This is a genomic window from Streptomyces sp. NPDC048361, from assembly GCF_040651795.1.
Lineage (GTDB): Bacteria > Actinomycetota > Actinomycetes > Streptomycetales > Streptomycetaceae > Streptomyces.
This window is the reverse complement of the sequence record NZ_JBEZKW010000004.1, coordinates 161,247-186,650: the sequence shown is the minus strand read 5'-3', so window position 1 is coordinate 186,650 and position 25,404 is coordinate 161,247. Positions and strand designations below refer to the sequence as shown.

The window sequence follows — 25,404 nt, the reverse complement described above, 5'->3', positions numbered from 1 at the left end:
ACCCGCACCCGCCGCCGCGCCCCGTACCCGCGCCGGCCCCCACGAGAGGAGCCGCCGGCGAACCTCCCATTCCGTTTTCGTCGGGGCCCCACCCTTGACGCCGCTTCTCCCCCCTCCCCATACTGGCGGCCAAATCGATTTGGCCGATCGTGTGTGGCTCCCGTCCGGGCCGGTCCACGGCTGAATTCCGCGCTCGCGCACCGAACGGAGCTCGCACGTGTCACGTCCCCGCCGCTCCCCGTCCGCCGCCCCCGAACCAGTCAGAGACGCAGCCCATCCGACCGAAGTAACCTGCCCGGCCGTTTCCGAATCCGTACCCGCGCGCACACCCGAATCCGCACCCGGATCGGCGCCCGCACCCGGATCGGCGCCCGCACCCGGATCGGCGCCCGCACCCGGATCGGCCCTCGCACCCGAATCCGCGCCCGCCCCCGCTTCCGCCCCCACCCCCCGAATGCGCGACGAGGCACCCCACCCCGTCGACGCGTCCCGCCCGCTCGGGCGGATCCTGCTCTTCGGTCTGCAACACGTGCTGGTCATGGCGGCCACCCCCATCTCCGCCATCTTCCTGATGAGCGCCACCCTGCGCCTCAACGCGGGACTGACCGTCGATCTGCTCTCCGCCGCCTTCGTCCTGTCCGGCGTCGGATCGCTGATCCAGTCTCTCGGGCTGTGGAAGTTCGGGCCCCGACTGCCGTTCGTCATGTTGCCGGGCGGCGCACCGCTGATCCTTTTCCTGGCCATCGCCGACGAGCACGGCCTGCGCGTCGCGGCGGGCGCGGTCATCCTCACCGCCCTGTTCACCTTCGCCGTACTCCCGCTCTTCGCCCGGCTGTTGAAGTACTTCCCGCCGCTCGTCATCGGCACGATGATCGTGATCGTCGGCGTCAATCTCGTGAAGGTCGGAGCGGTCCTGGTCACGGGGCGGCCCGGCGAGCAGGGGTTCGCCGACCCGGGCCACATCGGGCTCGCCATGGCGACCATCGGATTCACCGTCGTGAGCCACCTTCTCTTCCGGGGCGTACTGCGCCAACTCTCCGTCATGCTCGGCCTCATCGCCGGTACGGTGCTCGCGCTGGTCCTCGGCGATGTGAGCCTCGGCCACCTCACCCAGGGCGGCTGGATCGACATGCCGCGCCTCATGCCGTTCGGAACGCCCACGTTCGATGTACTGGCCGCCCTGCCGCTCATGCTCTACAGCCTGGCGTCCATGGCGGAGGCCACCGGCCAGACCGTCATCAACGCGGAGGCGGTCGGCAAGGAGATCGACCAACGCGTGTCGGTGCCCAAGACGATCCGCGGTGACGCACTCGTCTCGGCGCTCGGCGGCGTGTTCGGGATGCCGCTCATGGTGACGAGCGGGGAGAACATCGGGATCGTCCGTGTCACCGGCGTCCGCAGCCGTTACGTCACGGCCGCCGCCGGCGTCGTCCTCATCGCCATCGGATTCCTCGCACCGGTGACCCGTGCCATCAGCGTCGTGCCCGCCCCGGTCGTCGGCGGCACCGCCATGGTCGTCTTCGCGGTGATCACGGTCCTCGGCGTGCAGATGCTCGCCCGCTGCGACCTCGACCGTCACACCAACACGTTCATCTGCGCCGTCGCCCTCGCGCTCGGCCTGCTGCCCATCCTCGTCCCCAACGTCTACCAGGGGTTTCCCTCGACCGTCCGCATCCTCCTCGAAAGCGGCGTCGCGGTCGGCGCGTTCGTCGCCGCCGTCCTCAACGTCCTTTTCCACCATGCCGGACCGGCCCTCGCCGCCCGGTTCTCCGTACGCTCCACACTGCGCACCGAAGGCACCCGATGAACCAGCTCATCCAGGAGCGGTTGCGCTCGCGCGACCCCCTGCTTCTCATCCCCGACGCCGTCCTGCTGCCGGAAGGAGTCATGGAGCTGTACGCGGTGGTCGTCTCCGCGGGCTCGTTCGCGGCGGTGGGGCCGACCGAGGAGGTGGAGCGCGCATATCCGCACCTCCAGGCCCTGCGCCTGCCGGGCCACCTGCTCATGCCGGGCTTCGTCGACAGTCACCACCATCTCACCCAGAGCTTCGGCGCGGCCCTCGCCTTTGGTGAGCCGTCGGAGATTTTCCGCCGGGTATGGGTGCCGCTCGAAGGCGCGCTCGACGAGGAATCGGCCTATGTGGCCGCCAAGCTCGCCGCGTTGGAGTCGCTGCGCGGCGGGTTCACCACCGTCACCGACGCCGGGACGCGCGCCGATGTGGACACCGACGTCGTCGCCTGCGCCGCACGGGACGCGGGGATCCGCTGCGTTCTCGGAATGATCTGCGACGACGCCGGCGAGGACAAGGACTCCGCTGCCATCCTGGAGCGGGCCGAGAAGCATCTCGCCGCGTACAGCGACGACCCGCTCATCCACCCTTCCCTCGCGATCTCCATCCCGGAAGCCGCCACCAACGCCACCCTGCACGCGACGGGCCGTCTCGCCACCGAGGCCAGAGCGGTGGTCCAAATGCATGTCAACGAGCACCTCGCGGCGATCGAACGCTCCCTGCTGCGGCACGGTCTGCGCCCCCTCGAACACCTCGACAGCGTCGACGCGCTCGGCCCCCACCTGCTGGCTGCCCACACCACCCTGCTCGCACCCCGCGAGGTGTCGCTTCTCGCGGACACGGGAACCGCCATCAGCTACAACCCCGTCGCCAGCGCGTGGAAGGGCAACGCGGTGGCCCCGGCGACCGTGCTGGCCGAGCGCGGGGTCCGCTTCGGGATCGGTACGGACGGCACCCGCGGTGACGGGTTCCGGCTCGCCGATGCCGCCGAGTTCGCCCAACGCCTGGCGTACGGGCTGACCACCGGCGACTCGTCCTGCGGCGCGGGCTGGACCTGGCTGGAGCACGCCACCGCCGGGGGAGCGGACGCGGTCGGCCTCGGCGGCCGCACCGGCACCATCGCCGTCGGAATGGCAGCCGACTTCCTTTTGGTCGACGTGTCCACCCCCGAACTCGCGCTGTCCTGGGACCTGCCATGGGAGTTGGTGCGCCGCGGCAACCGCGACCAGATCAGCGCCGTGTTCGTGGCCGGACGGCTACGACTGTGGCACGGTCAACCCACTGACTGGGACGGCCCCGCACTGGTCCGCCGCGCAACGGCCCTGGCCCGAACCGCCGTGGCGCGCGCCCCCATCACCCGCGCCCACCCCACATCCACGGCCGCACGGAGAACGGCCACGCGGAGCGAGAGCAGTACGCCATGGAGCCCGCCCGTCAACGGCTTGCCCGCGCAGGGCTCGTCCGCACAGGGCTCGTCCGCACGGGGCTTGCCCGCACAAGGCTCTCGCGCACAGGGCTCTCCCGCACCGAGCAGCACCACCCCACAGAACCACCCCACGGCACGGAACCGGAGCGCAGCACAGTGACCACTCAGACCCTGGTGATACTCGCCGTCACCGTGGCGATCGCCGCGTTCGTCCAGGGCGGCAGCGGGCTGGGCTTCGCGCTGGTGGTGGCCCCGGTGGCCGGCATCGTCGATCCGTCGCTCCTGCCGGTCTTCGTTCTCGCCTCGATGATCCCGCTCAACCTGTACGTCGCCTGGCGCGAACGGGCCTCGCTCGACCTGCGCGGAGCCCGCTGGATCTCCGTGGCCCGGCTGGCCGCGACGCCGGGCGGTCTCGCACTGCTGTGGCTCATCCCGGACCGCAGCGTGGGGCTGTTCGTGGGCGGCGCCACCGTCCTCGCGGCGCTGGTCAGCCTGGCCGCACCGGCCTTCGCGCCCGGCCGGGCCGCGTACGTCGGCGCCGGCCTCGTCACCGGACTCACGGAGACGGCGACCGGAGTGGGCGGGCCGCCGCTCGCGCTGGTCTACCAGCACCGGCCCCCCGCCGAACTCCGCTCCACCGTCGCCGCCTGTTTCCTGGTGGGTGAAGTGGCGTCACTGGCCCTGCTGTTCGCCACCGGACAGGGACGCGTCGCCGACTTGGGCTGGGCGGCCGCGCTGCTCCCCGCGATCGCCGTCGGCGCAGGGCTGAGCCGGGTGGTGCATCAGCGGATCGACGCCCGCAGACTGCGCCTGTTCGTGCTCGTCTTCGCGCTGATCTCCGGCACTGTCCTCATCGCCGGAGCCTGAGCGAGGAAGCACGCGGAACCAGGGTCGGTGCGGGCGCTGCGGCCGGAGTGGGTGCGGCCGCGGCCCCGCGCAACCCGGCGAGCAGCAGTTCCACCGCGTCCGACGCCGCCCGGTCCAGATGCAGGTCGACCGCGGTGAGGGCCGGCTGGCAGGTGCGGGCGCGCAGCCCGTCGTAGCGGGTGGCGACCATGACGTCGTCCGGGATGGACCGCCCGCTGTCCTGGATGGCACGGACCGCCCCGACAGCGAACGCGTCCACCAGCGCACAGACCGCGTCGATCTCGGGATGCGCAGCGAGCAGCGCCGTACAGCGGTCGTACGCCTCCTCCTCTCCGCCCGTCTCGGGCCACGCCTCGACGAGGGGCGCCCATTGGTACTCGGCGGCGATGCGTTCGTACGCGGCGCGGGCGTCGACCGACGAATGCCGCGCGCCCGAACCGACAATGAGCGCCGGGCACTTGGCGCCCTGCTCCCGTAGATGGGTGAGGAGCACGGTCACCACTTCGTCGCCCCACAGGTCCACGTACGGCGCCTCGTCGTCCGCCGCGACCGGCCGGCCGAGCGCCACGTACGGCAACCCCCGCCCGCGCAGTTGGGTGACCGCGGCGTCGTCGACGTCGGGCTCGACCACGATGGCCCCGTCGATGTCGAGGGAGTACAGCGCGGAGTCGGACTGCACGGGCGGCACGAGAACCAGCGCGTAGTCATGGACGAGCGCGCTCTCCGCGGCGGCAGCGGCCACCTCCATGTAGAACCCGAGCCGCGACGGCCCGCCCGCCACGGCGAACGGCATGGAAGACACCAGCGCGATGGCCTTCGCCTGGCCCGTACGCAGCCGCTGCGCCCGCAAGTTGGGCCGGTATCCGAGATCCAGGGCGACCTGCTTGATCCGTTCCCGGGTCCTGGGATCCACCTTCCCCAGGCCGTTGAGCGCGTGCGAGACGGTCGTGCGCGACACCCCCGCCACGCGCGCCACATCGGCGATCGTCGGAGGTTTGGAACCGGAGGGGGAACCGGAAGCGGGCATCTGCGCAAGCACTCCTCTGCTCGGACGGCCATCGGGACACGGCCCATCTTCGCCGACGGGCCGGCCGCGGCGAGACGCGGGGACGACGCGGCTATCGGCGCCCGGTTGCCTAGGGAGACCGGGGCGTCGTCATCCGGCGTACGGTCTCGACGACCGCGGCGCGCTGACGGGACCGGGCCTGCGACCGGGACCGGGCCTGCGACGACGAGCCGTTCGCAGACGGCGATGACGGCGAGGCTGCTGTTGACGCTGAGGCCGACGGTGTCGGTGAGGCCGACGGCTCCACCTCCGCCATCTCTCCGGCTGCCGTGAACCAGGCCTGGGCCAGGGCGAGCGTCAGGTTGAGGATGTCGGCGGGGTCGAGGGCGCTGTCCACGCGCCCCAGATCCTGCGCCGCCCCCAGGGCATCGAGCTTGCCCTCCCAGGAGGCCATCGTTTCGGGAGGTACGGGCCCGGGCCGCTCCAGCTGCTTCCAGGTGACCAGACGTACGAGATCGGGGCGGTCCACGAGGTGGTCGAACAGGGCGCCGGCGTACTGCGGCAGGTCGTCCACGTCGAACGGGACCGCCTCCGTGCCCTCGGCCACGCAGCGCTCGATCACGCGGTCGAACAGCTGCTCCTTGTTGCCGAAGTACACATAGATCAGGCGCTTGTTGGCCCCTGCCGATGCCGCGATGCGATCCACGCGGGCACCCGCGAGGCCGTGCTCCGCGAACTCGCTGAAAGCGGCGTCGAGCAGCCGGGCCTTGGTTGCGTTCGAGTCTCCTGCCATGAACGGAGCGTACAGGTAACTAACCAGTTATTGACAAGAGCGAGGAGCTGGCCCATGGTGGAACTAACCAGTTAGTTACCAATTCGGATGGCACCAGCCTCACCCCCCTCACCGATACGGAGCACACCATGAAGTACCGCGCACTGGGCACCCAGGGCCCCACCGTCAGCAGCCAGGGCCTGGGATGCATGGGCATGAGCGCGTTCTACGGAGCGACGGACGAGGCCGAATCCCTCGCCACGCTCGACCGGATGCTGGACACCGCCGAGAGCTACGGCCCCTTCCGCAACGAGCAGCTGCTCGGCAGGGCCCTTTCGGGCCGCAGGGACCGCGTCGTCCTCGCCACCAAGACCGGCATCGAGATCACCGACGACGGCGAGCCGCGCGGCCACAACGGCCGGCCCGAATACATCCGCCACTCCCTGGAACGCTCGCTGCGCCACCTGCGCACGGACCACGTCGACCTCTACTACCTGCACCGCGTCGACCCGCAGGTACCGATCGAGGAGACGGTCGGCGCCATGGGGGAGCTGGTCGCTGAGGGCAAGGTGGGGGCCATCGGGCTGAGCGAGGTGGCGCCCGCCACCATCCGTCGTGCCCACGCGGTGCACCCCGTCTCGGCCGTCCAGACGGAGTACTCGCTCTTCGAGCGGGGCATTGAGAGCGACGGCGTCGCGGACACGCTGACCGAGCTGGGCATCGGCCTGGTCGCGTACTCCCCGTTGGGCCGCGGCTTCCTCTCGGGCGCGATCACCAGCCCCGAGGACTTCGCGGCAGACGACTTCCGGCGCACCGACCCCCGCTTTCAGGGCCGCAACTTCGAGCGCAATCTCGATGTGGTCCGCGAGGTCGGCCGCCTGGCGGCCACCAAGGGAGTCACCGCCTCCCAGCTCGCCCTCGCCTGGGTCATGCACCAGGGGGCCGTCCCGATCCCGGGTACCAAGCGCCGCCGCTACCTCGAGGAGAACGTCGCGGCCACGGACGTCACCGTCACCGCCGAGGACCTCGCGGCCATCGAGGCTGTCGCCCCTCAGGGAATAGCCGCCGGCGACCGCTACGCCCCTGAGCTCATGTCCACGCTCAACGGCTGACGCTGCACCCGCGCCCTGCACCCGGCGCCCTGCACCCGCGGCCGGAGCTGCACCCGCGCCCTGCACCCGGCGCCCTGCACCCGCGGCCGGAGCTGCACCCGCGCCCTGCACCCGCGGCCGGAGCTGCACCCGCGCCCGGAGCCGCGCCTGCGGCCAGCTGCACCCGCGGCCGGAGCCGCACCTGCGGCCAGCTGCACCCGCGGCCGGTGCTCGGCCTCCGGCATGCCGGGCACGTAGCCCGGTTCCTCCGATGCTGTGGGCTGCCCCAAGGTGAAGGTCAACCGGTCGCCCGAACTCCCGGTCCCTGGGCCGAGTCCATCACCCCCGCGGGCATCGGTAACTTACAGTCCACCGCCCGGCCGAGCGGTGTCCGGACCCAGCCCAGCCCAGCACGGTCACAGCGATCGGCGTTGTGAGAAGCACCCATGCGCGCAGTCTGCTGACCGGTGCCCGGTGCCCGGTGCCCGGTGCCCGGTGCCCGGTGCCCGGTGACCGGTGACCGGTGACCGGTGACCGGTGACCGGTGGTCGGGGGTCAGGGGTCAGGGGTCAGGGGTCAGGGGTCAGAGTCTTCCGATTCTGGGGTAGACGGGCTGCTGCCGTCACTTTCTGCCGGGCCCCCGCTGACCGTGTCCACCGGCCCTGTCATGATGGCTGCCATGACGCAGACCCGCATGACGCAGACCCGAAAGGCCGATGGCGCGTAAGTCGCCCGGCGCCATCCGTGCTCAGCGACGGCCGGCACCTAGAAGCACCCGTCCCGTCCGCCAGATTCCAGGCATTGGCCGCCGAACTCAGATGGCCATCAGTCAGATCGAAGCCCGGTATGCAGGGCACGGTGTTGTCGCTGAGGCCCTGCACCGGTATGAGCAATTCCTCCGAAGGCCCGGCCGATACCTGTATCTGCCCTGGGACACTTGCCCCTGTTGCGATCCGACCGATGCTCGGGACACCCTCGAAGTGGTGCTCCGTCGGCTGCCGGCCGCAGCGCGGGCAACGCTGGGCGTCATCGTCGCCCGGCTCGATGCGGAGTTCCTGGGTCGCACCCTGCCCAACCCATGGGCCGCATTGGTGAGTTCGTGGCACGCGGAAGCGTGGAGGCAACGGATTCGTGAGATATGACCACTGATCTGGTGCCGGGCAGCGTCCTCCTGGGCCGGGACGAGACGACCCGGGCGGGTGGACGGCATCCTGATCTCGGGCTCTGCGTGGTCCATCGGCTCATGAACGCATCGTGCATCCCGTCACTGACATTGACACTGGTCGCGCTGATGGCCCGTGGGCTGCCGTGGCGCGAGCGGCAGCGGCTGACGCCAGTCGCCCAGGGTGGTGAGGAGGAAGCGCCGGGCGACCTGGCGAATCTCGTCCCATGCCGAATCTGTCGCCAGGGTGCCGGCCCAGAGCTTGGGACGGCAGACGGGGTCGATCTCACCCAAGAGTCGGCCGAGTTCTTGAAGATCGCGCAGGCTCGCAACCTCGAACACCCCGCGCTTCGTGAGTTCTTCGGACACCCGGCAGAGAAGCTCCCCTTCCTCGACAACGGACCCCGTGTCCACATCGCTCTCTCCCAGCCATGCGAGCTGGTCCGCCCTGTCAGTTGCGAGAAGGACCAGGAACCGCAGCGACCAGGTACGCATCTTCGCGTCGCCGACATCGTTCACCGCGGCAGCCGTTCCGGGCGGATCCTGAGCGCCGCCTTGAGGTAGCCGAAGCCCTCGCCCTCGCTCAGGGCGGCGAAGCGTACGGCTTTCGCGCGGGGCGCTTCGCCGAGCGCCCCGCCCTGTTCGTATACGGCGATGGCCTCGTCCTGTACGCGGGCAACAGGCCGCCCGGCCCGTCTCCCCGCGAGCCCCCCGTCACGGAGCACCGCCATGTCCCCACCCCTTGCTGTGTACAAATTGTTTTGCACAAACGGGGAGTTGAGACCAGTGGCTGCTCCCTCGTGAGGTAGTGACTATCACGGGGGACCGACAGGCCGACAATCGTACAGTCGTTTCCCGGCAGGTCACGGGCCCAACCGGTCGCGCCCTGGCGCATCGGGCTTCGGCGGGTCGGGCTATTCCGGATCGGGCTCAGACGTGGGGGAAGGTCATGAGCGCCAGGGGGGGAGGAGGGTCGGGTGGGGCCGCCCGGCGGCTCGGTGGTGCTGCCCATGCCGGAGACCTGGTCGACGGGCCCGGTCAGCAGGACCGCCTCGTGGTCCGGCCGGGGTCCATCAACCCGGCCGACCGCATGGTTCCCACGTCGTCGAACCAGAGTTGATAGACCTTGCCTGCGGGGGGCCGGGCGAGCTCGGAGGCGAGGAACACGGCTTGATTGAAACTGCGGGCGACGACGAGGATGCCGTTCGCCCACCGGTGACCCGCCCGGTGGTGGCTTTGGCGGACAGAAGCGAACGTGCGCGGGCGTAGACCGGTGAACCGCAGCGGGCGGGCCCCTCCTACGAGGCCCTCCCGCACGTATCGTCGGCTCACCCCGCGCTGACCTCCAACTCCCGCTTGAGGTTACGCAGAGTCGTACCGATATTGCGGGACTGGAAAGCGGCGAACGTGCTGCCCGAGGTGGCGATGCGGTCGAAGACGCCGGCCACGAAGTCGGGCCACGACTTTCGGTCGTCGATCCAGGTTTCCGTGACCCGCGTGCCGCCCTCGACCGGCTCGAAACGGTACTCCCAGGTGGCGATCGGGCCGCGCAGACGAGGACGGCTGACTCCGATGGCGTGGACGCGGAAGGCGAAGCGGCGTCCCGGGTCGGCCGCTACGACCGTGCACTTGGTCACCCAGCGGAACACGCCCCGTTTGTTGCGACCGACGAACTCCGTACCGACGTCGGCGGGCCCCTCGCCCGCCGCACCCGCCGTACCAAGGTTTTCCGGGCTCCACCGCCCCATGTCGGACGGACAGCTCACAGCCCGGTACGCAACCTCAGGCGTGACGCCGACGACCACACTGCCGCTCACTGTCAAAACCCGTGCCATACCGCACGCTCCCTCTCATCGCACCCGCGAAATTACTGCCCGGTACTGATCCTGGCACGGCACGCTCGCCTTGGAAGGGGCGGCCGGGTCGTAGGAGCGCCACCGCTGCCAAATACCCCAACCCGGGATGATCGAGGGCTTATCGAGGGATACCGATCGCTCAGCCTGGGCAGTGTTGACTCGTGCTCTCCAATGCTCTCGCGCGGTGGCGCGAGCGTCTGCGCCGGACGCGCCCCGGCCTCCGCGCCCGTCTGCGTGCGGACGACAGCCCGGTCGTGTTCACCGCCGACTTCGCATCGCCCACGCAGTGGGTCGCGGGCCGCTCGTCGGCGTATCCGAACGGCGGCCCCGTCAACCCCGGTGACAACAAACTGGATTACCTGGTCGAGGATCCCGCGTACAGCCGCAGCGGAGCGTTCCGGGCGACCCGTAACCCCAACGGCACATGGAACACAGGCCTGTTGACCACGGAAGGCAGCGCCGAGGAGTTCTTGGTCCGCACGGGAGACGTGCTGGAGGCGCGGGTGCGGCTGCCCGTCGCGGTGGGCGCCTGGCCCGCCATCTGGACGTGGCGGGACGGCGGCCAGGAGATCGACGTCTTCGAGTACCACCCCGACAACCCGGATCTCCTGGAACTGACCAACCATGTCCGCTCCGGCCAGTTCTACTTCCGCGGCACCGGCATCGCCCCCGGCGCCGAACTCGATCTGCGGGTCCGGTTCGGGGCCCGGTCGGTCACCTGGTGGGTGAACGGCGCGCGCGTCTTCGCGGACCGCTCCGGGGTAGGACGGAACTGGCAGGCCTACCTCATCGTGAACCTGTCGGTGAGCGCGGGCCGCTATCACCCCGAGCCGCCGCCGGAGGTGTCGGAGATGGTCTTCGACGTGTTGTCCCTGCGGATCCATCGTCGATGACGTACGCCGTCCGCCATCCCCCGACGGCGTCTCGGTAGCGGGCCACGACGTCAGCCGCACTCTCTTCCGACTCCTCCGACACCTACGACTTTTCCGACGCTGGAGTTCGACACATTCGACACGTTCGACACGTCGTGGCCCCATGGCTCGGCAGCGCCCATGGGGGCGCGGTCCAGCTGCTCATCCTGTTCGGATTGGCCCGGCCTGGCCCTGATCTGGTCCCGCACCAGAATCAGCCACGGTGCACGTGCATACTTCCGCTCGGTTGGGTAGACGATGTCTGCTGGGTCGGAGGAGGGCCAGGACACCTGGGGAGGTCGACGGGCCCTCCCTTCCAGCATGTGGGCCAGCTGGTGCCCATGGCGAGATCGCGCGGGTCGCAGCCGCTCTGCGGTGTGAGCGCGCCCTATGATCGGCGATCGTGGCGCACACGTTCGAGGAACTCGTCGAAATGCAGCGTACGGTCGATGCGGCGCACGCCCAGGCGGAGCAGCTGCGGAGCCAGTACGGACCGCCGGGCACCCGTCCCTGGTCGGGGCGGCAGACGCAGACGTACGAGACCGCGTGGCGGGCATGGCGCGATCTCGCCCGGGACATGCAGGCCGCCGTCACCGCGTACGCGACGGACCACGGCGAAGCCCGACAGGACCTCGAAACCCGGGTGAAGACGGCAGCGGGGCCTCCGAAGTAACGGCTGAGCGCCGCGGTCCGGTCCGTTCGTGTCGCGGTCCGGTCCGTTACGTCCGTATCGAGGTCCGGTCGTAGCGCTCGTTCGGCGGAGGCGCCGCCGGCAGGCGGGTGGGCGGTCAAGCGCGCACACGCCGTGACCGTGCCAGTCGACCGGTCCGTACCGGTCGTTAGCCTCGGCGGATGCATCCCGCTCAGCCGCGGAAAGTCGTCACGCGTCACCACGACGGACTGATCCATGCGTACGTGGTGGACTCCGGCTCTGTTGGCACGCTGCAACCCGCCGCGTCGTTCCAGCCGCAGGGCGGCGACGACGTGGTGGGGGCGGGGGAGACGTCGCCTTTCACCACCGCCTCGGTGGAGAGGTGCTTCACTCCCCCCACCGAGGCGTTCGGGTACCTCTCTCAGCGGAGCTCTCGCTTGTGTTGCGTAGCTTCGGGAGGATCAGGTGTGCCTCAGGATGACTGGCAACTCACCGAAGACATCGACGACTTCCTCGCTCGAGCCGGAGACTTCCTACCCTCACGACCCGCCCTGCACAACACGCCCCTGACGGACATCGAATGGTTGCGGACACGTGGCGCGGGCACGCAGGGTGCTGGTGCCGCTCTTCGGCCGACTGAAGTCTGAGGGCGAGGTCTGCGCCATCCTCTACCGCGGGCCGAGTGGATACCTGTGGCCCACCCCGCTCTCCGCCGAGCGGGCGGACGCTCTCGCCGAAACGGCCTACCGCAGCCGGCCTACCGGAAAGCGGGATCGGTCAGGGGTCACTCCGCCGGTGGCGGGACATCTCGGTGCCGGACCGTCGCGGTGAGGCGGCGTAGCGAAGCGTGGCCCGGCGGGCCCCAGGTGCGTTTGCCACCGGGACGGCCGTGGAGGCCGGCCTCGCCAATGCTTATGCAGGCGAGGGCTTTGAGTGTTGCCCAGCCACGGGCGCGGCGAAGCGTGGCCGGGTCCGGGGCCGGCCGGTAGGCGGCGTGGAAGCGCTCGGCGGCGCCGTCCGGCAGCAGAATCCACGCGGCGGCGAGGTCGCAGGCCGGATCGCCCGCGAAGAGGTCTCCGAAGTCGATCACACCGCAGAAAGTGCCGTCGGCGGTGAGCAGGTTGGCGGGATGCAGGTCGCCGTGGAGCCACAGTGACGGGCCCGTCCAGTCGGGCGCGGCGACAGCGTCCTCCCAGACCGCACGGACGGCGTCAGGGTCGGGCAGCAGCCCCAGCTCGGTGGCCGATTTCAGCTGGTACTCGAACCCGTCGGCGTAATCGGCCAGCGGACCTCCACGATCGCGGCCGGCGGGAGCCCCTTCGGGCGCCGGCCGGTGCAGCGCGGTGAGAAAGCCGGCCAGGGCGCCGGCCGCCTCCGCGGCGCGCGTGGCGGGGGCTTGGTCGGCGGGCGTTCCCGGCACCCACGTGGTGACGATCCAGGGCCGCGGAAAGCGCTCGGAGGGCTCGCCGAGGCGCTGCGGTACGGGGACCGGCAAAGGGAGAGACGGGGCGAGAGCAGGAACCCACATGTGCTCTTTGCGTAGCAGCGCGTCCGCGGACGCCGTCGCCCAAGGCAGTCGCACGGCGAGGTCGTCGCCGAGCCGCCACAGCTGGTTGTCCCAGCCGCGTGCGCCGAGCCGCACAGGGAGATCGGCCAGGTCCGGGTGTTGGTCACGCAGTAGCTCCCGGACCAGCTGCGCGGTGATCTCGATCTCAGCGAGGGTCATGCGGCGCCACGCTAGCCGCGCCGCGGACGAACCACCAGCCGCACGCACATGGGGTGTTGGGCACCTTCAGTCGGCGCGCCGGTGTCCGACCAGATCCGCGAAGGCGCGCGCCAGCGGAGTGAGCGCTTCCCATCGGCGTACCGCCCAGCCGACGGCCAGCGGAGGAAGATCCGGCAGTGGCAGGAATCGCAACGGGCCGGCGGGGGCGCCGGTCAGGCTCTGGCCGGGAAGATCGGGTACGACCGCGTGTCCCACACCCAGGCCGGCCAGCAGGATGGCGGTGTCCCAGTCGGCGACAGCGGTGTCCGAGGTGAGGTGGACGCCGAGTCGCAGCATGGCCGTGTCCACATGGGTGCGGGAGGAGGAGTTCTCCGGGAAGCGGATGTGCCGGATGCCCGAGAGGTCGGCCGGCGTGATCCGCGCTCGGCTCGCCAGGGGGTCGTCGGCTCGCACCGCGAGCACCCATGGCAACTGCACGACCGGCCGCTGCTCGATGCCCCGTACGGGCCTGCCTATGGTGACCCAGGCCAGGTCGACGGCGCCTTCGGCGAGTGCTTCGAAACAGCTCCCGCTGGAGGTCTCGGTCCGGAATTCCAGGACCGCTCCCGGATGTTCCTCGCGGAACGTGACGACGGCCTCGGACATGAAGTGGCGCACCGATGTGGCACCGGTCGTGACCCGCACCGACCCGGCTTCACCGCGGGCGAGTTCGCCGAGCCGACGCAGAGCGAGGTCGAGTCCGGTCATCCCCTCCGCGGCCGCCTTCTGCAGTACGCGCCCCTCCGGGGTGGGCACGACCCCACGAGGCCGACGCCCCAACAGGCGTACCTCTGTGGCTCGTTCAAGCCGTTTGACGTGCTGGCTGACCGCGGACTGCGTGCAGGACAGTTCGCGGGCGACGGCGCTGAGGCTTCCGGCCCGGCACACCGCCACGAATATGCGGAGGTCGTCGAAGGTCATGGGCATGCGATCAAGGTAAACCTGCCGCATGGTGAAGGAATCTCTTGGGGTCAGGCAAGGAGGCGCGAGGATTGACTTGCCCTTTGTGGCTCGCCAGGATCGTCCCGGGCCCAAGGCGACAACCCGTCCCGTTCCTCGCGCCACGTCCGGACAGGACCGCGGCGACGGGATGGGTGTCGACCCTATGAAAGAGAGAGAACCCCGTGCAGGAGCCAGACCCCATGCCGTCCACCGCGCCGCGGACCAGCGACTTCGGGCCCGTTCCGCCCGCCTTGACGGTGGCGGTGCTGGGCCCGGGAGGAGTCGGCGGCCTGCTCGCCGCGCTCCTCTCCCGGGCCGGCTGCCGCGTGATCTGCATCGCCGGTGAAGCGACCGCGGGAGCCCTGCGGCACGACGGCATTCGCGTACACAGCGCGCAGTTCGGCGACTTCACCGCCACGGTCGAGGCGGACACCGTCCTGCGCGAGCCCGTCGACCTGTGCCTGGTGACGGTCAAGCAGACCGCCCTCGACGCGGCGCTCGTCCGCACACCGCCCCATCTCCTCGACGGCGGCGTAGTCCTGCCCCTGCTCAACGGCATCGAGCATGTGAGTACCCTGCGGGCACACTACGGCGCGGAACGGGTCATGCCGGGCGTGATCCGCGTCGAGTCCACCCGGACCGCCCCGGGCATCATCGAACACGGCAGCCCGTTCCTCGAAATCGACCTGGCCGCCACCGCGTCCCCGGAGGCCGTCGCTCGGGTGGCCGCCCTGCTCGACGCGGCCGGGGCCACCACGCGCGTAGTCGGGGACGAAAGCGCCGTGCTGTGGGGCAAGTTGGCCTTCCTCGCCCCCTTCGCGCTCCTCACCACCCGCTACCGCCTGCCGATCGGCGCAATCCGCTCCGAACGGCGTGAGGAACTGACGGCGTTGGTAGCGGAGACCAGCGCCGTCATCAGGGCGGTCGGTGGCCCGGGAGACGCCGCCCAGGTGCTGTCGCGCTACGACGCGTTTCCCGCGGGCAGCAAGTCTTCGATGCTGCGCGACGCGGAAGCGGGCCGGCCCCTGGAACTCGACGCGATCGGGGGAGCACTGCTGCGGGCGGCAGAGCAACTCGGCATCCAGGTACCGCTCATGACACGTCTCGTGAGCGAACTCAAGGGTGACTGACAAAGGGTGACTGACAAAGGGTGACTGACAAGGGGTGACTGACAAGGGGTGACTGACAAGGGGGCAGAGAGTCGGAGGGACCTGCCTCTGCCAAGCGCGGAGGGGTCGGTCATGAGCACCGGTGGCTGCCGCTGTAGCAGGGGGTGTAGTGGGGGGTGTAGTAGGGGTCCGGCTTGGGCGGCGGATCCGGGTGGGCTCGGTGGTAACTGTGCTGACCGACGACGAGCAGCACAGCTACCGCGCCGGCGGTGAGAAACTGCAGGACCGGGGTGCAGGGGGCGAGCGACACGGTCGCGATGACGGCGAGCAGCAGGGCGGCGGCAAGAAAGTAGTCGAGCAACCTGATCTCGGCGAGACCCGACACAGTGGTGCTGGTCTGCCTGCCCTGGTCGGCCCAGTCCGCCATCGGAACCGTCCGGCCTGAGATGATCAGCCTGTCGCCGTGAAGTCAGGCTCCCGCCCCAAGGGGCCGGCCCGGCCCTGAATCACCTAGTCACGGAACCCACCTGGGTCAGGTGATCCGGGGCCGGCCCCTGGCCTCAGCCTCAACCGCTCCACAGCGGCCCAGCGTCCGCTGCCACTCAACGTCCGCCGTCAGCGGCTGTGGTGGCGAACGGTGCGCTGGACAGGAACCTTGGACAGCCGGTTGGGGCGATGGGGCGACGGGTTTCGCCTGGCGGGCGCTGAAGGTGCGAGCGCGAGCAGGAGCACGAAAGTGATGACCGCGACGAGGATGAGCGCCGTAAAGAGCGTCATGTTGCTTCCTTCCGTCGATTTCTGACGGGCTCTCACTACACCTGGTAACCAATATGACGCGACGCAAACACGGTGCGTATACGTTTCTTCGGGGTGAGGTGGCGAGGGGACCCGAGAAACTCGATTGCTGAGGCCCCCGGCTGCGTCGAGAATCCCCGGATGAGCGATGACGCGCGGACGGACTTTTCCATCAAGCCCACCCTCGTCGGCGAGAGGGTGCTCCTGCGCCCGTTCCGCATGGACCAGACGGACGACTCCGCCCTGCGCTCGCTGCTTCGGGACCCGGAGGTGGGCCGGCTGACCGGCAGTAGCCACGGGTCGGCAGACCATGAAACCTGGGACGAGGCCGCCGAGGCGCGGATGCAAGCGTGGTACAGCACCCGCCACGAGCAGACGGACCGCCTGGACCTGGCCGTCGTCGAGCGCGCGACCGGCGTCTGTGTGGGCGAGGTGGTGCTCAACGAGTGGGACAGCGGCAATCGCAGCTGCAACTTCCGGATCGCGTTTGCGCCGGCAGGCCAGGGGCGTGGTCTGGGGACCGAAGCGGTGCGGTTGATCGTAGGACATGGCTTCGAGCGCCTCGGTCTCCACCGGATCTCGCTCGGGGTGTACGCCTTCAACCCGCGTGCCCAACGCGCTTATGAGAAAGCGGGGTTCGTGGTGGAAGGCGTTCGGCGAGACGTGCTGCTGCATGAGGGCGAATGGGTGGACGAGATCGTGATGTCGGTTCTCCCCCCCGAGTGGAGGCGTCATCGCGGCCACCCCGAAGCGGCTTTCCGCGGCGAGTGAGTTTCGAGAGCTTGGAGAGCTTCGAGTCGGAGCCGAGATGCCGCCGCGTACGTCGGTGTCGGTGTGGGTGTCGGTGTCGGCGCCCACCCCCGCTTGCTGCCCGACGGATGGTCGGAGCCTTGCGGCGAGCGGGGGATGGGCGCCGTCGGGCTTCAGGCCGGGACGAGGGCGTCGTCGTGCGGGCGTACTCCGCAAAGTTGGTGGCGGGCCGTGTGGAGAGCGGCATCGATGTCGCGGGTTCCGGTCAACACGCAGAGGGTGTAGATGGTGTCGTCCATCCGCCGCCGGACCTCGGCAGTGCCGTGCTCGGCGTGCAGGATGCGCAGCACGTCGTACTGGTCCATAAGGTTCCGCAGTACTGCGGGGTGGGCCATGAGCATCTGCTGTCGTCCTCCGGTTCACATCACATGGGCATGCGGCCGACCGACCTGCCGGCCGTCCGCGTTTGTCAGCCACGCGAGTACGCGAGTACGCGAGTACGCGCGTGCTCGCGTGGACGGCCGAGGCGGGAGCCAGGCGGGACCACACTCTGCGCGCGACCGGTGGACGCCGCCTGGAGCGTCGCCGCACTGAGGCCCGCACCCGGCCCGGGACAATGACCAGGGCGTACCCCGCGCCGACAGGCCCGACCGCCGTCTGTGACGGACGACGGCGGACGACGGCGGACGATGGGGGAAGGACGGGGAACGACGGCGGACGACAGTGGACGACGGTCAGCGAAGGGGCGTGAGGATGCCCGCATAAAGAGTCCATAAACAGAGGCGTCACAGGCGTGTGGGTCGGTACTCGCGGGGCATTCGATGGCTTGGAGGTTGATAACTATGGTTCCCCTGCTTCTCGTTCTCCTGCTGGCTCTGATCCTTTTCGGTGCGGGTTTCGCCCTGAAGGCCCTGTGGTGGATCGCGGTGATTGTGCTGGTCGTGTGGCTGGTCGGTTTCATCGCCCGCCCCAAGGGAGGTAGCGGCCGCTGGTACCGCTGGTAGCCGTTGGTACTTCTTTGAATGTGTGGTTCGCATGTGTGGGCTCCACACCGTGGAAAGCGGTGTGGAGCCCACACATGTGTGGTCGCCGGTGTGCGCCCCGGGATCACACGAGGAATCCCTGTCTGTACGAGTGAGAACAGGTGCAATTGCGAGCGACTTCTGGGGGTAGGCGCGTACGCAGTGGCCGTGGCGTCGGCCTGCTCGCAAGGGAAACCGCGCCTCCACCCAGGCCGCCGCCACGGCCCGCGCCGCGGGGCACGTCATGTTCCCCGCAGCGCACCCCGTCCGGCTCAGCGCAGGCGCCGCAGGAACACGGCGCTCACCCCGTTGGCGTCCATGGGGACGAGATCGCTCGCCGTGCTGTCGAACACCGCCGTACGTCCGGCCGCATCAACGCTGAAGTTCAACGTGAACGCGTTGGCCTGCGTCCCGTCCGACGCGACGTTGACGCGCTCCACCACTCCGGTGCGCAGATCGCGTACGAAGACGTCCTCGTTGCTGTCGTTGTGTCTCCGGGCACCAAGTCGCCGCACGTGGAGAGGAAGGCGACGACGTGGCCGTCAGCGCTGATCGTCGCCTGCCCCGACTCGCCCGTTCGCCTCGGTGCCGTCGGCAGCGACGCTCACCCGCTCGGTGTGCCCCCTGTGCCCGTCCGCTGCGGCGGACGCCGGCAGCGCGGCCGTTGCAGGTTCCCGGAAACGCCGCCGCCACGACGGCCGTGCGTCTTGAGTGGCGTGAGCAACTCCCCTTGCTGAAGCGGTGGTTGGAGTACTACTCGGTCCACTCAGTCAGAGAAAGCCAATCGTGAGGTGTTGCCACGGTCAATGGGGGCGGAGGGACGGACGGACCGGCGCCGGTGGACGGGCCGGTTCCGGTCGACGGACTGGCGTCGGCAGACGGCCGGACTCCAGGGGGACGGGCCGGTTCCAGTCGACGGACCGATTCCAGTTGCGCATCAGCCAGTGCGGAGCGGCGGGGTAGTAGACACCCATGAGTTGGCGACGGATAGCCGTGCACTCCGCAATCCTGTGCGTTCTGATGTTTTCCGTGCTCCTACCGATTGGGCGCCACCAGGGCCAGTCATGGCCGCAAGCGCTGCTGCTCCCCTCTTCGTGGTGACCACGAGGACGGGAATGCTCATCCTTTCCACGGATCGGCCGTCGAAGGATGACCGTTAGTACTCCAGCTGTAGATCGTGATCTTGCTGGTGGGGCCTGTAAGGGAACGGGCGCGGCCGCCGTTGATCATCGTCGGTGTGGACTGACGACGAGACGGTGGCCACTCCACAGCGTAGATCCTGCACGTTCACTGCCGGCCGGCATGCCGCCGGGCACCAGCAAGCGGTCCGGGCCTGCCCTCGGACCGGACCGCTCACCGAGTGCTACTCCTCGCTAGGCCGCTTGGCCCGCCGGGTGGAAGTTGATGCGTTCACGGATGACGGGGAAGCCGGCCTTGGCGAAGTTCGCGGCCATGGGGAAGTTGGCCTGGTCCGTCGCTCCGCTGACGAACTCTGCGCCCTGCTCGACGAGGAGGTGGGTGCACTCTGCGAGGAGGTCGTAGGCGTAGCCGCGACCGCGCTGTTCCGGGACGACTCCGATGAAGCCGATGGTCGGGCCGGAGGGGTTGTGGGCTGGGATGTGGATGCCGGCCAGGTCGCCCTCCGGCGTGTGTGCGATCTGCCACCATTCCCGTGGGGAGGGGCACCAGTGGAAGAAGTCGAGTTCCTCTTGGGCAGCCTGGTCGAGGCCGCCCTCCTCGATGGCCCTGAGCGCGTGGGCGTCCAGGGTGGCGGAGTGGATGCGGCGCAACGCGTCGAAGAACACGGTGTCGTCGGGTTCGGCGCTGAAGCGCAGGCGTCCGGGCCGCTCGGGCAGACCTCGCTCGGGGGTCCAGCGGTACAGGAAGCGTTCCACCAGGAGTTCGTACCCTGCGGCTCGCGCAGCGGCGAAGCGCGCCTCGGCTCCGGCGCGCAGGTCGGTCTTATCCCGCCAGCCGCCGGGCAGGTTGATCTCGAGTTCGACCTGCCAGGGAGCGGAGCGCAGGAGTTCGGCCCCGGCCTCCTCCTCGCCCTCGGCCATGTCGAACCAGTTGATGTTGACGGGCTCCGAGTCGTCGGGGCCGCCCCACCACGCACCGCGTGCGACGACCTCGCCGTCGCGCAGGGCGACGCGCTTCCAGTCGGGGCGGAACCGGGTACGCCGGTGGCCTTCACCGGCGCCGAGGGGGTCGGGGTGTGCGTCGAAAAGATGTGTGTCGCTCGCGGAGAGCGCGCGGATGACCGTATCGGTCATGGATTCCTCCGGGATGCAGGCTGCTTGGAGCGCTCCCGGTCAGAACTGACGAACTACGCCGGGACAGCGGAAGAGGGAGCGCTGGAAAGGTTGAACTGCACGGCACTCGCCTCCTTCCATCCATCTCAGAGCGTGAAGCCACACAGTACGTGATCTTCCGCGGGTCCGTCCACGGATTCCCGCGCCCCTTGAAGGAGGGGTTCACGGGACGATGCAGAGCGCTCTCAAAGTCCCGCGGGGCCGTAAGCGGACTGTAGTGCTCCAGCTGTGTGGATTGTGATCTTGCTGGTGGGGCCGTTACGGGAACAGATAGGCAGCCGTTGATCATCGTGGGTGTGTGGACTGACGACGAGACGGTGGCCACTGGTCACAGCATAAATCCCGCACGTTGGCGGGAGGCGTTTGAGGTGGCCATGGGGCGCATCGCGGGCCGGTTCGCCCGCTATGAATTTCGCCTACGGGCCGGGCGGTTGGTGCTGGGCCTGCTGTCGGACCTGCCGCGCAGGAACTGCTGGACGATCGCGGAGTGGGCCGGCGAGGCAACCCCGCACGGCATGCAGCACCTGCTGTGCCGGGCGTCCTGGAACGCCGATGCCGTCCGCGACGACGTCCGCGAATACGTCGTCGAGCACCTCCACGACGATGCAGCGGTACTGGTCGTCGACGAGACCGGCGACGTGGAGAAGGGCACCCACACCGTCGGGGTCCAACGCCAGTACACAGGCACCGCGGGACGGATCGAGAACTCCCAGGTCGCCGTCTACTCGTTTACGCCGGCGCCCGGGGACATGTGGCGGTGGACCGGGATGTACGTCCCGCGCTCCTGGACGGGCGACCCGGACCGCTGCCGGGCGGCAGGGCTCGGCGAGGAAACCGTCTTCGCGACCAAGCCGGAACTGGCCCGCACGATGATCGAACGGTTCATGGATGCCGGCCACCGCGTGGACTGGGTCACCGGTGACGAGGTCTAGGGCGGCAACCCGAATCTGCGATCCGCCCTGGAGGAACGCCGCATGGGCTATGTCCTCGCGGTGGCCTGCTCGGCCGAAGTGATCACCGGTGCGGGCACGTTCCGCGCCGATGCCCTGGCCCGGAAGGTGCCGAAGCGGGCCTGGCAGAAGCTCTCGGCCGGACGCGGCGCGAAGGGACAGCGGTTCTACGACTGGGCGATCATCGACCTGGCCGATCCCTGCCCGGGTCACCGCCAGCTGCTGATCCGCCGCAACCGCACCAGCGGCGAACTCGCCTACTACCGCTGCCACTCGCCGGATCCGGTGCCGCTGACGACGACGGTGCGGGTCGCGGGATCGAGATGGCGGGTCGAGGAGACCTTCCAGAGCGAGAAAGGGCTGACCGGCCTCGATGAGCACCAGGTCCGCCTCTACCCCTCCTGGATCCGCTGGGTCACCCTTGCGATGCTCGCCCACGCCTTCCTCGCGGTGGTCCGTGCGGACGAACACGCCCGACAGTCCACCTCTGACGACCTGATCCCGCTGTCCTGCAACGAGATCCAGCGCTTGTTCATCACCCTCGCCATCCGGCCTCTCCACGCTGCGGCCCACCGGCTCGGTCGGTCCGACTGGAGACGTCGCCATCAAAAGCGATCAAGCACCAGCCATTACCAGCGACAAGCCGCATCCCAGACATGAAGATCACGATCTACAGCTGGAGTATTAGTACTCCAGCAGTACTTCGTGGCTTGACCTGGGGAAACGTCGAGCGGTGGGAGTGTAGCGGGCAGGATGCCGTCACGGACTGCTTCTGCCCGCATGCCCCTCGAAGGAGTGCCCACGACGGCGATAGTGGCAGCAGCGGGCCACTGCTTGGCGTCGGCGGCGCCAGTGCGACCAGCTCAACGCATGGGTGCGGGTGCGAAGGTCTCGGGGTGCGTGAGCTGCCAGCAGTCGCCGCACTTCCGCCACGGTGAGCTCGATGACCACGGCAGCCTCACTGGCGGATCCCCTTTTTCGGCTGCTCGCGCGCTCATCGCCGCGAGGAACGTGTGGGCGAGCATGGCCAGGGTGATGTGTCGGTACCAGCCGACGTAGCGGCGGACTTCGTACTCGTCCAGGCCGCACTCGTTCTTCGCTGCCTGGAAACATTCCTCGATCGCCCACCGGGCGCCGGCGACCCGCACCAGTTCATCCACTCCGACATCCAACGGTGCGTATCCGAGGTAGTAGGCGATCTCGTCCGGCCGGCTCAGACTGCGCCGTGCCAGCGCCCACCGTCGACGGTTGAGCGCGCCGTCCTGGTGGTCGTACTCGGCCACTGGGCGCAACTGGACAGCCGCCCAGTCGTATTCACGCTGCCCCTTCGCGCCCGCGCCGCAGGAACGGCGTTCCCATGCCTGGTCGGGGGCCTGCTCGAAGGCCCTGTCGATGCGTGGGCCGGCCAGGGAGAACTGGGACTTGGGGACGGCCAGGACGTAGCGGACGCCGGATGTTTCCAGCATCCGGCGGAAGCGGTTGTCCTGTCCATAAGCGGCGTCTGCCGTGACCCAGGCGATCGGCAGGGGCGAGGACAGCGCCCTGCGGACGATCGTCGCCGCGAGGGCGTTCTTGGTGGCGAACTCTCTCTGCTCGGGGACCTTGGCCGCGCGGCAGCGGTCGCGGTCGTCGGTCCAGGACTTGGGCAGGTAGAGCTCGCGGTCCACCAGGGCGCGGCCAGCTGCGCTGGCGTAGGCGGCGAAGACGCCGATCTGGCAGTTCTCGGTGCGGCCTGCGGTGCCGGAGTACTGCCTTTGGGCGCCGGCGGAGGTGGTGCCCTTCTTCAGGAATCCGGTGTCGTCGATGATCAGTACCCCGCTGGGGCGGCCGAGGTGTTCGGCAACGTAGGTCTGCAGGTCGTCGCGGATGTGGTCGGGGTTCCAGCGGGCCCGGGAGAGCAGGTGCTGCAGTCCGTCCGGGGTGGCATGACCGGCGTGTTCGGCAAGTTGCCAGCTGTTCTTGCGGGCTACCGGGGCGAGCAGTGCGCGCACGTAGTCCCGCATGCGGCGGCGTGGTTCGACGCGGCCGAAGTGGTGCCCCATGGTGGTGAAGAGGTGGTCCAGGTCGCGGTCCCAGGTCTCGGCTGCCTGTTCGGTGATCACAACCCGAGGCTTCCCAGCTCGCAGGTCGGCCCTACCGTCGTGGGCACTCCTTCGAGGGGCATGCGGGCAGAAGCAGTCCGTGACGGCATCCTGCCCGCTACACTCCCACCGCTCGACGTTTCCCCAGGTCAAGCCACGAAGTACTGCTGGAGTATTAGACGGTCGGGCCACAGGAACGCGCGACGCGAAATCCCACATCGTCTACCTGGAACGTGGGGTGGCTGCGGCGTCGTGCCGAGACACGGCAGCTCCAGTGCTCGTCGAACCAGCCACCGCCGCGCAGCACCCTGTACGCGCCGTAGACCTCGGCGTCGTAGACGTCCCAGCACCAGTCCCACACGTTGCCGAGCATGTCGTACAGGCCCCAGGGGTTGGGTCGCTTGCCGCCCACGGAGTGGACCCGCTCGTCCGAGTTGCCGCGGTGCCAGGCGATCTCGTCCAGGGGGCCGTAGCGGGGACCGGTCGTGTCGGCACGGCAGGCGTGCTCCCATTCGGCTTCGGTCGGCAGCCGGTAGCCGTCGGCGGACGCGTCCCACTCGATGTCTTCGCCGTTGGCGTGGAGGTGATACGCCGGTGTGAGGCCCGCGCGTCGGGACAGGGCGTTGCAGAAGCGGACCGCGTCCCACCAGGACACGCTCTCCACGGGTAGGCCGTCCCCTTGGGCCGCGCTCGGCCGCTCGCCGGTGACCTGTGCGTACAGGGATTGGCTGACCGGGAACGCCGCGAGCTCGTACGGCGCGAGCTCGACCGACCAGCTGCGCTGCGTCCGCCGGTCCGACAGCGTTACCCGTCCCGGCGGGATGGCGATCGTCTTCACCGCAATTGCGTCCATGGCACATGATCGCATCGAGGCGAGTTCTGGAGGAAAGCGGGATCTGTGCCCACACACATGCGGGGCTCGTACCCATACGCATGTGGGGCTCGTATCCACTTTCCCCCGCCGGTAGTTCGCATAGACGGCCGGGGACCCGTAGGGGCGTGGCGAGCACCGTCTGCGCTGCGCATTCCCCCGCTGCGGCCCGCGCTGCGAGGTTCCTCCCGCCACCCCCGCGCCGCGAGCGCCCCCGCTGCGACGCTTTGCCGGCCCGGCCTACGGGGTATGTCCTGCGTGCGTAAGTGTGGCGGGGGGATGTCTTGGGGGCAGTAGTGCGCGAGGGTGCTGCGGGAGTGCATCACGATGGACGAGTACGTGTTGACGCTCGGGAAACCCGTGACGCGGGCGGCCCACCGCTCGGCACCCGGGGACCCTCCGACCCCTGCTGCGACAGCTGCGCCGCGAGCCGTGGCTGAGCTGGCGGTTCGTCAGGAACGTTGTGTAGTCCGGGTTTTGTCCGAGGGCCTTGATGACCTTGGGGGTGGCGGTTCACCACCACCTTCCGGCCGGGCGCATCGCTGCCGTCGTCGCGGGCTCCGTTGTCTACTTCTGGCTCTACCTCTACGCCTTCTGCCTGACCAATCAGCTGGCAGGTCTGCGCGAGGACCAGCTCAACAAGCCCTTCCGCCCGCTGGTGACGGGAGAGGCCACTCGGCGGGCCACCATTCGGCGCGCTGTGGTCACCTTCTTGGTCTTTCCCTTGGTGGGCTGGGCACTTGGGGTGTGGCAGTGGGCCCTGGTCTGGGAAGCCGTGACCCTGCTGCACAATCTGGGTGGCGCTCGGCGCTCGGCGCTGGGTGGTGAAGAACGCCGTCATCGGCCTCGGCATCCCCCTCATGCTCGGCCCCGCCCCGCTCACCGGGGAAGCCTGGCGCTGGGTGGTGACCCTGGCCGTGTCCGCCTTCTTCCTGATCCCCGTCCAGGATCTGCGCGACCTGCACGGCGACGCGGCCACCGGCCGCACGACGTTCCCCCTCGCCTTCGGAGAGCCCTTCACCCGCACATTCCTCTGCGTGGGCTTCGTGCTCCTCCCGTTCGCGGACCACTTCCTGATCATCCGTGCCTCGACCGGCGACGCCAAGGCATGGATCGCCGAAACCGTGACCGCGGCTCTGTGCTGGACCATCGCCTGGCGCGTCCCGCGACGCCGTAACTCCGCCTACGACCAGGGCACTTACCGGCGCTTCGAGTACTGGTACGCCGCCATCGTGGTCGCCGCGTCCATCACCTTGTGACCCTACGCAGGCCCAG

25 protein-coding genes and 2 pseudogenes are annotated in these 25,404 nt (G+C 69.4%); 12 read left to right on the top strand and 15 right to left on the bottom strand.

The genetic code is table 11. The features are described 5' to 3' along the window. The first annotated feature begins 454 nt into the window (after positions 1 to 454). The 3 genes from AB0D31_RS04105 to AB0D31_RS04095 are packed head-to-tail and all read left to right on the top strand — an operon-like array spanning position 455 to position 4,082. Positions 455 to 1,807: a solute carrier family 23 protein gene (locus AB0D31_RS04105; protein ID WP_362716660.1), complete on the top strand. Its 1,353-nt coding sequence runs from the start codon at positions 455 to 457 to the stop codon at positions 1,805 to 1,807. Further along, entirely contained in the window at positions 1,804 to 3,375 is a 1,572-nt protein-coding gene (locus AB0D31_RS04100; protein WP_362716657.1) for an amidohydrolase family protein, read from the top strand. Before AB0D31_RS04105 ends, AB0D31_RS04100 begins: the two co-directional genes overlap by 4 nt. Then, the gene (locus AB0D31_RS04095; protein WP_362716654.1) at positions 3,372 to 4,082 is read left to right on the top strand and encodes a sulfite exporter TauE/SafE family protein; all 711 of its coding nucleotides are present in this window, start codon (positions 3,372 to 3,374) and stop codon (positions 4,080 to 4,082) included. Before AB0D31_RS04100 ends, AB0D31_RS04095 begins: the two co-directional genes overlap by 4 nt. Here AB0D31_RS04095 and AB0D31_RS04090 read toward each other — a convergent pair. Both AB0D31_RS04090 and AB0D31_RS04085 read right to left on the bottom strand, forming a co-directional pair. Then, positions 4,066 to 5,109, bottom strand: a complete 1,044-nt coding sequence (locus tag AB0D31_RS04090; RefSeq protein ID WP_362716651.1) for a LacI family DNA-binding transcriptional regulator — start codon at positions 5,107 to 5,109, stop codon at positions 4,066 to 4,068. The two genes, AB0D31_RS04095 and AB0D31_RS04090, sit on opposite strands and share 17 nt — an antisense overlap. Before the next feature lie 109 nt (positions 5,110 to 5,218). Beyond that, entirely contained in the window at positions 5,219 to 5,881 is a 663-nt protein-coding gene (locus AB0D31_RS04085) for a TetR family transcriptional regulator (protein ID WP_362716649.1), read from the bottom strand. Between the two features lie 128 nt (positions 5,882 to 6,009). Between AB0D31_RS04085 and AB0D31_RS04080 the strand changes: the two genes are divergently transcribed. Continuing rightward, positions 6,010 to 6,972 carry an aldo/keto reductase gene (locus tag AB0D31_RS04080; protein ID WP_362716646.1) on the top strand — a complete coding sequence of 321 codons (963 nt, stop codon included), beginning with the start codon at positions 6,010 to 6,012 and terminating at the stop codon, positions 6,970 to 6,972. Positions 6,973 to 8,215: 1,243 nt separating this feature from the next. Here the strand turns inward: AB0D31_RS04080 and AB0D31_RS04075 are convergent. The 4 genes from AB0D31_RS04075 to AB0D31_RS04060 form a co-directional block, all read right to left on the bottom strand. Then, positions 8,216 to 8,632 (bottom strand): hypothetical protein, encoded by a 417-nt coding sequence (locus tag AB0D31_RS04075; protein WP_362716643.1) that lies wholly within the window; start codon positions 8,630 to 8,632, stop codon positions 8,216 to 8,218. Next, entirely contained in the window at positions 8,629 to 8,844 is a 216-nt protein-coding gene (locus tag AB0D31_RS04070; RefSeq protein WP_362716641.1) for a hypothetical protein, read from the bottom strand. The genes AB0D31_RS04075 and AB0D31_RS04070 overlap by 4 nt, the downstream gene beginning before the upstream one ends. A gap of 307 nt (positions 8,845 to 9,151) precedes the next feature. Continuing rightward, positions 9,152 to 9,430 (bottom strand): anti-sigma factor, encoded by a 279-nt coding sequence (locus tag AB0D31_RS04065; protein WP_362716708.1) that lies wholly within the window; start codon positions 9,428 to 9,430, stop codon positions 9,152 to 9,154. An 11-nt stretch (positions 9,431 to 9,441) separates the two neighbouring features. Further along, the gene (locus AB0D31_RS04060; RefSeq protein ID WP_362716638.1) at positions 9,442 to 9,948 is read right to left on the bottom strand and encodes an SRPBCC family protein; all 507 of its coding nucleotides are present in this window, start codon (positions 9,946 to 9,948) and stop codon (positions 9,442 to 9,444) included. A 218-nt stretch (positions 9,949 to 10,166) separates the two neighbouring features. Here AB0D31_RS04060 and AB0D31_RS04055 point away from each other — a divergent pair, with 218 nt between their 5' ends. From AB0D31_RS04055 to AB0D31_RS04045, 3 genes and pseudogenes are all read left to right on the top strand, one after another. Continuing rightward, entirely contained in the window at positions 10,167 to 10,862 is a 696-nt protein-coding gene (locus tag AB0D31_RS04055; protein ID WP_362716705.1) for a beta-glucanase, read from the top strand. 421 nt (positions 10,863 to 11,283) lie between these two features. Next, the gene (locus tag AB0D31_RS04050) at positions 11,284 to 11,553 is read left to right on the top strand and encodes a hypothetical protein (protein ID WP_362716635.1); all 270 of its coding nucleotides are present in this window, start codon (positions 11,284 to 11,286) and stop codon (positions 11,551 to 11,553) included. A 446-nt stretch (positions 11,554 to 11,999) separates the two neighbouring features. Next, positions 12,000 to 12,267, top strand: a pseudogene (locus tag AB0D31_RS04045) (GNAT family N-acetyltransferase); the annotation flags it as partial. A 49-nt stretch (positions 12,268 to 12,316) separates the two neighbouring features. On the opposite strand, the gene AB0D31_RS04040 reads toward AB0D31_RS04045, so the two are convergent. Further along, the gene (locus AB0D31_RS04040) at positions 12,317 to 13,258 is read right to left on the bottom strand and encodes an aminoglycoside phosphotransferase family protein (RefSeq protein ID WP_362716632.1); all 942 of its coding nucleotides are present in this window, start codon (positions 13,256 to 13,258) and stop codon (positions 12,317 to 12,319) included. A 66-nt stretch (positions 13,259 to 13,324) separates the two neighbouring features. Further along, positions 13,325 to 14,218, bottom strand: coding sequence for a LysR family transcriptional regulator (locus tag AB0D31_RS04035; protein WP_362716702.1), 894 nt, complete (start codon positions 14,216 to 14,218; stop codon positions 13,325 to 13,327). A 221-nt stretch (positions 14,219 to 14,439) separates the two neighbouring features. On the opposite strand from AB0D31_RS04035, the gene AB0D31_RS04030 reads away from it, so the two are divergent. Beyond that, a complete protein-coding gene (locus AB0D31_RS04030; RefSeq protein WP_362716629.1) occupies positions 14,440 to 15,369 on the top strand; it encodes a 2-dehydropantoate 2-reductase in 930 nt (309 codons plus the stop codon). A 109-nt stretch (positions 15,370 to 15,478) separates the two neighbouring features. Here the strand turns inward: AB0D31_RS04030 and AB0D31_RS04025 are convergent, their stop codons facing one another. Continuing rightward, positions 15,479 to 15,775 (bottom strand): DUF6234 family protein, encoded by a 297-nt coding sequence (locus tag AB0D31_RS04025; RefSeq protein ID WP_362716626.1) that lies wholly within the window; start codon positions 15,773 to 15,775, stop codon positions 15,479 to 15,481. A 188-nt stretch (positions 15,776 to 15,963) separates the two neighbouring features. Then, positions 15,964 to 16,125, bottom strand: coding sequence for a hypothetical protein (locus AB0D31_RS04020; RefSeq protein WP_362716624.1), 162 nt, complete (start codon positions 16,123 to 16,125; stop codon positions 15,964 to 15,966). A 159-nt stretch (positions 16,126 to 16,284) separates the two neighbouring features. On the opposite strand from AB0D31_RS04020, the gene AB0D31_RS04015 reads away from it, so the two are divergent. Then, positions 16,285 to 16,914: a GNAT family protein gene (locus AB0D31_RS04015; RefSeq protein ID WP_362716622.1), complete on the top strand. Its 630-nt coding sequence runs from the start codon at positions 16,285 to 16,287 to the stop codon at positions 16,912 to 16,914. 152 nt (positions 16,915 to 17,066) lie between these two features. Here the strand turns inward: AB0D31_RS04015 and AB0D31_RS04010 are convergent, their stop codons facing one another. Further along, positions 17,067 to 17,294, bottom strand: coding sequence for a DUF5133 domain-containing protein (locus AB0D31_RS04010; RefSeq protein ID WP_362716619.1), 228 nt, complete (start codon positions 17,292 to 17,294; stop codon positions 17,067 to 17,069). A gap of 441 nt (positions 17,295 to 17,735) precedes the next feature. On the opposite strand from AB0D31_RS04010, the gene AB0D31_RS04005 reads away from it, so the two are divergent. Then, positions 17,736 to 17,897, top strand: coding sequence for a hydrophobic protein (locus tag AB0D31_RS04005; RefSeq protein ID WP_161252934.1), 162 nt, complete (start codon positions 17,736 to 17,738; stop codon positions 17,895 to 17,897). A gap of 290 nt (positions 17,898 to 18,187) precedes the next feature. Here AB0D31_RS04005 and AB0D31_RS04000 read toward each other — a convergent pair whose 3' ends face one another. After that, the gene (locus AB0D31_RS04000; protein WP_362716616.1) at positions 18,188 to 18,430 is read right to left on the bottom strand and encodes a hypothetical protein; all 243 of its coding nucleotides are present in this window, start codon (positions 18,428 to 18,430) and stop codon (positions 18,188 to 18,190) included. A gap of 858 nt (positions 18,431 to 19,288) precedes the next feature. Then, a complete protein-coding gene (locus AB0D31_RS03995) occupies positions 19,289 to 20,188 on the bottom strand; it encodes a GNAT family N-acetyltransferase (protein WP_362716613.1) in 900 nt (299 codons plus the stop codon). A gap of 413 nt (positions 20,189 to 20,601) precedes the next feature. On the opposite strand from AB0D31_RS03995, the pseudogene AB0D31_RS03990 reads away from it, so the two are divergent. Continuing rightward, positions 20,602 to 21,837: pseudogene (locus AB0D31_RS03990) on the top strand (IS701 family transposase). Positions 21,838 to 22,040: 203 nt separating this feature from the next. On the opposite strand, the gene AB0D31_RS03985 reads toward AB0D31_RS03990, so the two are convergent. Further along, entirely contained in the window at positions 22,041 to 23,219 is a 1,179-nt protein-coding gene (locus AB0D31_RS03985) for an IS701 family transposase (RefSeq protein WP_362716699.1), read from the bottom strand. A gap of 214 nt (positions 23,220 to 23,433) precedes the next feature. Beyond that, positions 23,434 to 24,111 (bottom strand): SUMF1/EgtB/PvdO family nonheme iron enzyme, encoded by a 678-nt coding sequence (locus tag AB0D31_RS03980; protein ID WP_362716610.1) that lies wholly within the window; start codon positions 24,109 to 24,111, stop codon positions 23,434 to 23,436. Between the two features lie 815 nt (positions 24,112 to 24,926). Here AB0D31_RS03980 and AB0D31_RS03975 point away from each other — a divergent pair. Next, entirely contained in the window at positions 24,927 to 25,388 is a 462-nt protein-coding gene (locus AB0D31_RS03975) for a UbiA family prenyltransferase (protein WP_362716608.1), read from the top strand. Positions 25,389 to 25,404 lie beyond the last annotated feature (16 nt).